Source organism: Microcoleus sp. bin48.metabat.b7b8b9.023 (assembly GCF_013299185.1).
Classification (GTDB): Bacteria; Cyanobacteriota; Cyanobacteriia; order Cyanobacteriales; family Microcoleaceae; genus Microcoleus.
The window spans coordinates 1-8892 of the sequence record NZ_JAAFKG010000107.1 but is presented as its reverse complement, the minus strand read 5'-3'; the positions used below and the strand labels follow the sequence as shown (position 1 = coordinate 8892).

General features: G+C 42.8%; 8 protein-coding genes and 2 pseudogenes. 9 read left to right on the top strand and 1 reads right to left on the bottom strand.

From position 1 onward, the window contains the following. Positions 1–632 precede the first annotated feature (632 nt). From QZW82_RS31605 to QZW82_RS31570, 8 genes and pseudogenes are all read left to right on the top strand, one after another. On the top strand, positions 633–2069 hold the full coding sequence (locus tag QZW82_RS31605) for a hypothetical protein (protein WP_293158177.1): 1437 nt from the start codon (positions 633–635) through the stop codon (positions 2067–2069). 160 nt (positions 2070–2229) lie between these two features. After that, positions 2230–2577 carry a hypothetical protein gene (locus tag QZW82_RS31600; RefSeq protein WP_293158174.1) on the top strand — a complete coding sequence of 116 codons (348 nt, stop codon included), beginning with the start codon at positions 2230–2232 and terminating at the stop codon, positions 2575–2577. Beyond that, positions 2570–3073, top strand: a complete 504-nt coding sequence (locus tag QZW82_RS31595) for a hypothetical protein (protein ID WP_293158171.1) — start codon at positions 2570–2572, stop codon at positions 3071–3073. Before QZW82_RS31600 ends, QZW82_RS31595 begins: the two co-directional genes overlap by 8 nt. Continuing rightward, entirely contained in the window at positions 3061–3543 is a 483-nt protein-coding gene (locus tag QZW82_RS31590; protein WP_293158168.1) for a hypothetical protein, read from the top strand. Before QZW82_RS31595 ends, QZW82_RS31590 begins: the two co-directional genes overlap by 13 nt. Continuing rightward, entirely contained in the window at positions 3544–3810 is a 267-nt protein-coding gene (locus QZW82_RS31585) for a hypothetical protein (protein ID WP_293156053.1), read from the top strand. Next, positions 3798–4358: a hypothetical protein gene (locus tag QZW82_RS31580; RefSeq protein ID WP_293158165.1), complete on the top strand. Its 561-nt coding sequence runs from the start codon at positions 3798–3800 to the stop codon at positions 4356–4358. Before QZW82_RS31585 ends, QZW82_RS31580 begins: the two co-directional genes overlap by 13 nt. 472 nt (positions 4359–4830) lie before the next feature. After that, a pseudogene (locus tag QZW82_RS31575) lies at positions 4831–6409 on the top strand (IS1634 family transposase). Positions 6410–6692: 283 nt separating this feature from the next. Beyond that, on the top strand, positions 6693–6959 hold the full coding sequence (locus QZW82_RS31570) for a hypothetical protein (protein WP_293158162.1): 267 nt from the start codon (positions 6693–6695) through the stop codon (positions 6957–6959). Positions 6960–7619: 660 nt separating this feature from the next. Here the strand turns inward: QZW82_RS31570 and QZW82_RS31565 are convergent. After that, positions 7620–8339: pseudogene (locus QZW82_RS31565) on the bottom strand (transposase); the annotation flags it as partial. Between the two features lie 30 nt (positions 8340–8369). On the opposite strand from QZW82_RS31565, the gene QZW82_RS31560 reads away from it, so the two are divergent. Then, a partial coding sequence (locus tag QZW82_RS31560) for an IS66 family transposase zinc-finger binding domain-containing protein (RefSeq protein ID WP_293158158.1) occupies positions 8370–8892 on the top strand: 523 nt, incomplete at its 3' end.

Below are 8892 nucleotides of genomic sequence, written 5' to 3'. Positions count from 1 at the left end.
TGCAGTAGTATATTGCAGGGTGACTTGTCTCGTGAAATAATATGAAGCGTCATGTCTCCTATTTTATAACACTTTTTTTACTCTGCTTACTTTTTTTCTCGGCTACCCCGAATTATTGAGCGGATACGAATTATTTTTGCCATGATTACCCAACGATTATTCTCTGATAATTGTCCCTCGAAAGGTAGGTCAAAGTTGGAGGGTGCTTTTGGGGTTGGGTCAATTTTTCGGTACATGAACGAAAGTGCTGCTGTGCATGGCTTTTGACTAATTTTACCTCATAGTCTTACACTTGATGGGCACCGAACACAAGTCAAAGCCTTTTCAGGTAAGGGTTCTAGGCTTATTCAGCAAGCCCTAGCTAGCGTGAAATACAAGATGAGCGCAAAATCAGTAGAAACCGTTAATCGAGGATCGAGACTGCTCAATGGCATAGCCATAAGTCTTAGAAAGCGATGCGGATAAAAGGACTTGAATTAATTCTTGGCTCTTAATTTACGATTTTCCGCCATCCTGACCTTTTTTTCTGCCTGCTCTGAAAGTCCTGTCTTGCGTTTGAGCGAAGACTGAGCTACTTGGTTTATAGTCTATGCAACAAGCAAACTCAAGAACGTTAGGCGCAAGAGCGAAAAATGAGCGAAAAATCCAATTCAGTTACGGCAACCACCACTGCTGACTACCTTATTGGCTACGAGCGGATTTTGGACTATTTCAAGCAAGCTCAGAAGGAATGTCCTAAAGGAGTGGGGCTGAAAAGAGACAGCAAAGCTAGTGGGGGCTACATAACACTTCAGTTCAAGTTGGGTAACAAGCGGGTTAACAAAACTTGCGGGTGCTATCTGACGATGCAGGGGATTACTGACGCCACGAGAAAAGCTCATTTAGTTGCCAATGCTTTGGACTCGTTTTCTAGCGAGTCTCAGTTTTTGGCGTGGTACGATGATGCGATTTTAGACAAAAACATTATCAAAAATGACTTGATGACGTTTGGTGATGCCATAGCAAAAGTAGAGAAAGATTATTGGGACGGACGTACTAAACGCCGTCAACAGCGTGATAGAAGTAGCATTAGCCAACAGAATACTTGGGATGCAGTCTACGGTCATGACTACAAACTATTGCCGAGAAACGCGGTTGTCAACTTAGCAGATATTCTGTTGGTAGTCAATAGCAAAAGGAAGGGCAGTAAATGTTTTAAAAACTGCTTGTGTGCCATGAAAAAGCTAGCTGAGATTATCGGGAATACTGATATACTCGCTTATCTCAAAGAGATTGACGGGACACAGACCGAGTTTAGGAAAGACTTGCAATCAGTATCTATTGATGGATTTCTTAAATTCCGTGAAGACGTTTTAAATGTTCCTTGTGACAATAAACGATATGACTTAGAGCAGAGGCGCAGTTGGTTGTGGGTATTTTCAATGCAGGTGGTGTATGGTTTTCGGGTACATGAAGTTTTTGCTATCCAAAATATTGACAAACCATTCAAGACAGAGGATGGCATTATTATTCAGGCGCTGACCGAACCAGACAACATGAAAATGATTGCTGTGGTAGGTGATAAAACATTACTAGATACGACAACTAAGACGGGCTACAGATTGTGTGTGCCGATGTTGGCGCCGACTCACCCTGATTTAATAGATTGCTTAGGGATTAAGTTGGGCAAACTACCTAAAATCTGTTTGTTGTCGGATAGTCAGAAAACAATTGCTGGGATATATAGTCGCCGTGCTTGGGCTACCTTGAAAAGATGGAATAAAGGTTTTACTCAGTCTCACGCCTTGCGTCATTTGGCTAATTTAAACGGTCAAATGGCGGGGATGTCTCAAGAGACGAGAGCTAAAAATTTAGGACATTCAACGCAGATGAATGAAGGCACTTATAAGAAACGAGCTAATACCAAGACAACAATTGATTTGCTGACTCGGTTTACAAAGGAAGCTATTCCTTTAAGTAGTGCAATTGAGGTACTTAAGCAAATCGGAAGTAACGCACAATGTATTCGGTTACTGGCTTCTATCTATGGCATTACACACGACGAAGTGATGGAACTGCTCGCCGAATAATTATTTACAAAACTTTACAGTCCGTGTGTTGACAGATGCCTGTGAAACTGCGATCGTATGTAACTAAGGAAGATTGATGCGCGACTGACTAGCGTACCACCGCTAACCAAGTCACGACTTCCCCAAACCGTTATCAAACAACGTTTGGAGCCGATAAATTATGACATCTTTAGACGATTGTCCCAATGGGCGATCGCAATTCTTAACGCTTGAGTCAAAAGACAAAATTGTTATTGACAGAGAAACGTTCAGGCGCATATTTTTGTCGCTGGGACATTCGGTAGATATTTTGTCGTTCTCGTGCAACTGCGACATTTTTCTGACATCTCTGGACAATTATCTTGTCCAAACCAATACCCCTGAGGCTTCTAAGTCACTTTTACTTCTCAATCACTGGCTTGACGTGGTTCCATCACAGCTTGAAGAGACTTTAGGTGAACTAGAAGAAACTTGGCAGGTAATGAGTTTTATTTTGGCGGCTAGCAATACGGGGGTTAGTCATGACTGAACCCCCTACTCACTACCGCCGCATTGACAAACTAAAGGCGATCGCTTTTGAGAACGGTTTCACCAACGAAGACGCCAAACAGTTCGGAAAACTTTCCAAAACTGCCACGTGGGAGTCGCTACTAGAACTGTATTTCGTTGACGGCGAATCGCCTGACACAGTGAATGTAGACACTGTAGACACAACACTAGACATTGTAGGCAAAGCGCCTGAACCGCTTTACACATCGTATGTAGACAGTGTAGACACTGTTGACCGGACTAACGATGTTTCCTTTTTTGATTACGGAGACTTCCCTGCCTGCAACTTTACCCGCCAGCATTCCACCAACTTTTTAGACTGGGTTGACTTTGGGCAACTCATCGCACTCATACTCGCATCGGCGGGGGTGTTCGTGCTGGCAATGTCCATGTGGCGACAAATCAACCCCCTCAACTTATTTCCTCCAGTCCGCATCAACATTCAAATCGGAGCAGCAACACCATGGGAGCAATGACAACTTTATTTGGTGGCGGCAACAGCGACGCCATCACCGCCAAAAGCGAGAAGCTGACAGCGCCGACCGACGCCAGTGTTATCACGCCGCTTAACCCCGGCAAATTCAGCAGCATCCGCACCACCCCCATCTGCGACACCCCGCGCTACTTCACCAAAGACGAAGCCGACGCACTCAAGGACTTAGCCAAGGAAAAAACTGAGGACGCGGGTCACGCTAAACGCGCTTACAAGGCAATGGGCAAAATTGAGGAAGCCGACGCCAAAGTCCATAAACTACACCGGGGATACGAGAAAAGCGTTGCCACCAACGAACTAAAAAAAAAGCGCGCCGACGCAGGTCTAGCTAAACACCTGCACGGACTTCGCCCCGGTTACGCGCGACTGGGTTTTGGGCTGGAGAAGGCAGAAACCAACGCTACGGCAAGGATTGAGGAAATCAAAACAAAACTGCTGGGAGGAAATAAGTAAATGAGAGCGATCGCACTTGGCAACAACTTTCTGCTAACTGCGATTGCCTCCAGCTTCCTGTGCTGGCTGGCGTCGCTCCATCCCAACCTGTTGCTCTTGGTACAGGCACTTTTCGCGCTCAAGCTGATTGTTTCTGCGTCTGCGTGGTTGTTAGACGACTTTATCGTCCGAGTTCTCAAAATTGACTTACTCGAACTCAGAGGTCGGCTGATTGCGAGTACGATCGCGTCCTTAATAGGTTTGGGGGTGATACTATGTCGGGCTTAAAAGCAACTATCCTCACGGTCTCGGGTGTCGCTTTATGGTTGGCGCCGCCATTCCTTCTATCCCGTAAAGTACCGCTGCACAATCTAACCACAGGAGCAGCATTGATAGCCGGATTTGCCTGCTGCTTTGAATCCCGGAAATTAGCTTTAAAGGTTGCTGAAGAGGAAGAATTTGAGGCTCTGAAAAAAGCGGCAATCAATGCGGACATGGTGGATGAAGTTAGCACTTCCGTGTACATTTCCGAGCAGCAACGCAGGCAGGAAGCAGAATCTATCCTGAACCCGGTGGAACATCTAGAACGCGCTTTGGCACTGACTTCTGACGATGACAACGAACCCGAAGCGGAACGTTCCAATCCACTAGCTGAACTCGGCACAGAACGTTCCGAGAACGGCGATGCGGAACGCTTGGAACGCATCTTGCAACTCAAGGCAAAAGGTTACAGCAAGGCTAAAATTATTCTTGAGATTTGGGGGGTCAACAAAGGTGGCTCTCAAAAATACAAGGACGCTGAGGTTGAGTATAAACGCTTAGTAGGAGAGTCGTAGAATGAAAAACGTGGGCCGGGGGGGGAGCCGGCTTATGGCCCGCCCCCCCGGCCGCGACACTCAGAATTTTGGGCGCCGCAGGCATCAAATAAGTCCCAAAAAATAACCGGGACGAGTAATACCCGGTATAACCAAAAGAAAAAAGTAAAAAGTAGTAAGCTAGAAGTGTTGTGGGTGCGTGGATACAGACAATTTTGATTGTGCAATTTAATTGACTAAAATTTTGATTGTGTAGCGAAATTATGGCAAAAGGTAGAACCCACATTCCGCAGATATTTGATCTGGTTTAATTTCAAAAGAATTAAGAATTTTTAAAACCTCAAATGATTGCTATGCAATCATTTGAGGTTTTTTCAAGGTATAATGATTTGTGCAAGTAGAGCAACCCTTAAAACCATGAAAAAGCCCTCTGAAGCTATAAATATCGTAAATTTAGACCCTGCAAGGAATAGTAGCAGGGATAATAGATGAAATGGAATTGGTAGAATTCGTCAACAAAAAAGTGGGAATAAGAATCAAAGAAACCCTCAGCCCAGGACAAGTAATGAAAGCAATGATTTTGAACGGATTGGGATTTTTGAGCGCCCCAATCTACCTGTTTGACACATTTTTTGTGGGAAAAGCACTACTAACACCTAATCGGAAAAAGAGTAACACCAGAACAATTAAATGATGACAGAATCGGGAGGGCTTTAGACAAATATTACCAAGCTGGAACGACAAAGTTATTCACAGCAATTGCCATGAAAGCGGCTCTGAAATTTCAAGTAGAAATGAAAAGCGTTCACCTAGACAGCAGTTCAATATCAGTAGAAGGAGCATACAAAAACAGTCAGGAAAAGAGCCAGGAAGTTGAGACAGAATCTGAGGATACAGAATCTTCCATGAAAACCATAAAAATCGTTCACGGCTATTCAAGAGATAAAAGACCAGACCTCAAACAATTTATCATTGATACGATCGTAAGTGGGGATGGAGATGTACCATTGTATCTCAAAATAGATGACGGAAACGCCGATGATAAAAGTGTCTTTGTGTCAAGATTGAAAGAATTTAAAAATCAGTGGACATTTGACGGAATCTGTGTAGCAGACAGTGCCTTATACACAGCAGAAAATTTGTCAGCAATGGCAGGAATGAAATGGATAACCAGAGTGGCATTAAGCATAAAAGAAGCTCAAGATAAAATCTGCAACATAGAAGATAGTGACTGGGAGGACTCTCAAATAAAAGGCTATAAAATAGCAACCAGAACCAGTGAGTATGCCAACATCAAACAAAGATGGCTAGTAATAGAAAGTGAAACCAGAAAACAAGCTGATCTTAAAAAAATAGTCAAGCAAGTAGAGAAACAGTTAGAATCAGCCAAAGCCTCACTGCGTAAGCTATCCATACAGAACTTTGCTTGTATTGCCGATGCAGAAGCTGCAATAAAAAAGTCATCAGACTCATGGAAATATCACCAAATCATAGAAATTAAATCCCAAAAAAAGCCAGTTAAAACAACAACAAAAAAGCTCAAAGAATCGAGCGAAACACAGGCAATAGCCTATCAAGTAATGGGTGAAATAGAACCCCGAAATTCAGCAATCGAAGCGGAAAAAATCAAAGCTGGGAGATTTATATTGGCCACAAATATCTTAGATACTGAAGCAATCAGCAATTCAGAGGTATTATCAGAATACAAAGCGCAGCAAAGTAATGAGAGAGGATTTAGATTTATCAAAGATCCGTTATTTTTTACTTCCAGCGTATTCGTAAAAAAGCCGGAGCGAGTAGAAGCAATTGGAATGATAATGGGACTGTGTTTGTTGGTGTATAACCTAGCGCAAAGGAAATTGAGACAACAATTATCAGCTACCAATGAGCAAGTGAAAAATCAGGCAAAGAAATTGACCGATAAACCGACAATGCGCTGGATATTTCAGGTGTTTCAGGCGGTACACTTAGTGACGATAAATGAAACGAAGCAGGTCAGCAATTTAACCCAAGAACGCCAAGATATTTTGTTGCATTTAGGAAAGTATTGCTGTCAATACTATTTAATATAGTCAAGTGAATAGCGATCGATAACTAGGTGTACATATTTGTGAATAATTTTCATTGATTAGTCAAGACAATGTGCTCTTGGCAGAAGTTGTTTTGCTTAAAAATATGATCAATCGCGATAAAACAGCAGCATGAATATATTAGAAAAAGTCAATTATTTGAACCTACTTAGTTTAGGTAAATTTGACAAGCTTCTGTAATGCTAAAACCGCATAAGTTCAGCCAAAAAGCATTTAGCTTACAAGTTTTCACAACTGATAAAAAAATCCGACCCACATCTGCGGAATGTGGGGTAGAACACAAAAAAGAGGTGGTTTGCGCGTTGGCGCGGGTCGTCCTTTTAAATGGCAGAAGTCTGGTAAAACAAAATCAGTACGCATACCTGCTGATTATGTAGACAGGATTTTGCGAGTAGTTTCCTATATGGATCAAAATGATGGACAGCTTCCTCCTGGCGTAGCTTTTTTTACTGAGGAAAATTTTCCTTCTCCTAAATTCAGTCCTCAGTTTAAGGAATTTCCATATCCCAGGAACTACAGTGACATCAAATAACAACTTTGTAGACACTGTAGACAATGCTGTCCACACCCGAGTTTGAGCAACTGGCAAAAATTTCGAGTGGCGGGCGTTCCCCCAAGTTGAGTTTGTTGTGGAGGTTTGTGATTGGGAACGTCCGACGCCGAAATTTAACGCAGTGGTTGCCAGTTGCGGTTGGGTAAGTCTTAGAATAAAAATCGGTGGAACTTCAGCCCTGAGCAATTAGGGTGCATCCGGTAGGCAGCCCATGAAATGCTTTGCCAGAGAAAGAGTAGGCGCGATTTGTACCAGTTTGGCTGTATAAATCCGGGAATCTTCCAAAGTAGGTTGCTAGGAGGAGCGGGTTATCGCCCGATAGACAGGCAGCCCTGTGATAAGCGCTGTGAGTGCATACGACCCACTGAACATTAAGCTGGACTCTCATTTGCACGAGGATGACTGGTTTTTATCGCAAAAACGCATTGTTTTGATGCGCTGTTTTGCATGGCGATAGAAGCGGTTCCTCTTGTTTAGCTTTAAAATTTCGGCGTTGCTGATTTACGGTATGAAAGGCTAAATAGGGCTTGCTGAAAAAGTCAGAAAACAGCATTTAGAAAGATGAGTGGATTTGAACTCGCCTCGGTAATATAATTTTTATTAATTTTTCGATGGCGAAACATAGCTTTTGCCAATGATTTAAGCCAAAAAACATGACAAAAGGTTTTTGTTGTGAAATAGACCGAAAAAAAGCCAAAAAGCCTGCCTTAGCAGGGCAGAAAGATTCATCACCAGAAAAGTTATTGCGATGCTTGTTTCCGAAGTATTATTAAGTTTAGCCATCACTCTAGCGAGGCTGAATCTTCTTTTGGCTTCTCCAAATTTCCCCTCAATTAAGTTACGAATTCTCTCATCTGATTGAGCTTGTTTTTTTAGTGATTTGCTCAGATTTTTGGGAGATTTTCTTAGGCGAACACCGCTCATTCTTATGCCGAGTTCTTTGCACAAAATGCTATTTTCTTCTGTTCGATATATCTGGTCTACATGAATTGATTCAGGGTAATATCCGGTAAATTTTTTAAATGCTTCTACTTGTCTTTTAAGGTCTCCTGATTCGTTGAAGTTATCCCAACTAATTCGGTCTAAAAATACGTAACCCTGGAGACAACTGGCTGACAGTTTTGCCCCAAATTCAACGGATTTCCCGGCTTTTCCTCTGATTATAGGGCGGATATGTGGTTGTTTTAAACTTACTATTCTGTCGGGAATACTATGTTCTTTATTTTCATACATTGACAACTGTTGGCGGTAGACTTCTGTCACTACTAATAGCATTCTATAATGAGATTTGCTTAATAACTGTAGCTCACCCATTTGCTCTATACTTCCCAAATTTCGTAATTGCTCAACCCCCTTGACAAGAAGACAAGATAGACATTAGATAAAGGAATGGAAAAACTCCCCGACCTAAAACAACTATCGAACGAGGCAAAAGAAGCCTTGATAGTAGAGCTATGGGAGAAAATCCAAAAACTCAGCGCAATATTAGCCACCTACGAACCAAAACCAGAGCCAGAGCCATCTCCAAAAAAAACTAGCAAGAATTCTAGCACTCCGCCGTCCAAGGGATTCAAGCCCAACATTAAGAAGTCGAAAATTGAGGGGAGCAAAAGACAAAGAAGCGTAGGAAGAGCAGGCGGGGGAAGAGAACTACATCCTCATCCTGACCAAATAATCATCGCCCAAGTTAAAAATTGCCCCCAGTGTGGAGAGAAAGTCACCGACACCACCCAAAAATTGCAATCCGTCTACGAAAAAATCGAACTACCTCCAATTCGCCCCATCGTCACCCGAATTGAACGTTATGGTGGTCAGTGTGCCTGCTGTCAAACCGAATATCTTGCACCTGTACCACTGTCCATGGAACCAGGTTCACCGTTTGGTAGTTCAATTCAAAGCCTGGTTACGTATC

What these genes read in the sequence shown, in the direction of transcription:
- QZW82_RS31595 (WP_293158171.1), top strand. Translation starts at nt 2,570, where the DNA reads ATGACTGAACCCCCTACTCACTACCGCCGCATTGACAAACTAAAGGCG.
- QZW82_RS31585 (WP_293156053.1), top strand. Translation starts at nt 3,544, where the DNA reads ATGAGAGCGATCGCACTTGGCAACAACTTTCTGCTAACTGCGATTGCC.
- QZW82_RS31605 (WP_293158177.1), top strand. Translation starts at nt 633, where the DNA reads ATGAGCGAAAAATCCAATTCAGTTACGGCAACCACCACTGCTGACTAC.
- QZW82_RS31580 (WP_293158165.1), top strand. Translation starts at nt 3,798, where the DNA reads ATGTCGGGCTTAAAAGCAACTATCCTCACGGTCTCGGGTGTCGCTTTA.
- QZW82_RS31570 (WP_293158162.1), top strand. Translation starts at nt 6,693, where the DNA reads ATGTGGGGTAGAACACAAAAAAGAGGTGGTTTGCGCGTTGGCGCGGGT.
- QZW82_RS31600 (WP_293158174.1), top strand. Translation starts at nt 2,230, where the DNA reads ATGACATCTTTAGACGATTGTCCCAATGGGCGATCGCAATTCTTAACG.
- QZW82_RS31590 (WP_293158168.1), top strand. Translation starts at nt 3,061, where the DNA reads ATGGGAGCAATGACAACTTTATTTGGTGGCGGCAACAGCGACGCCATC.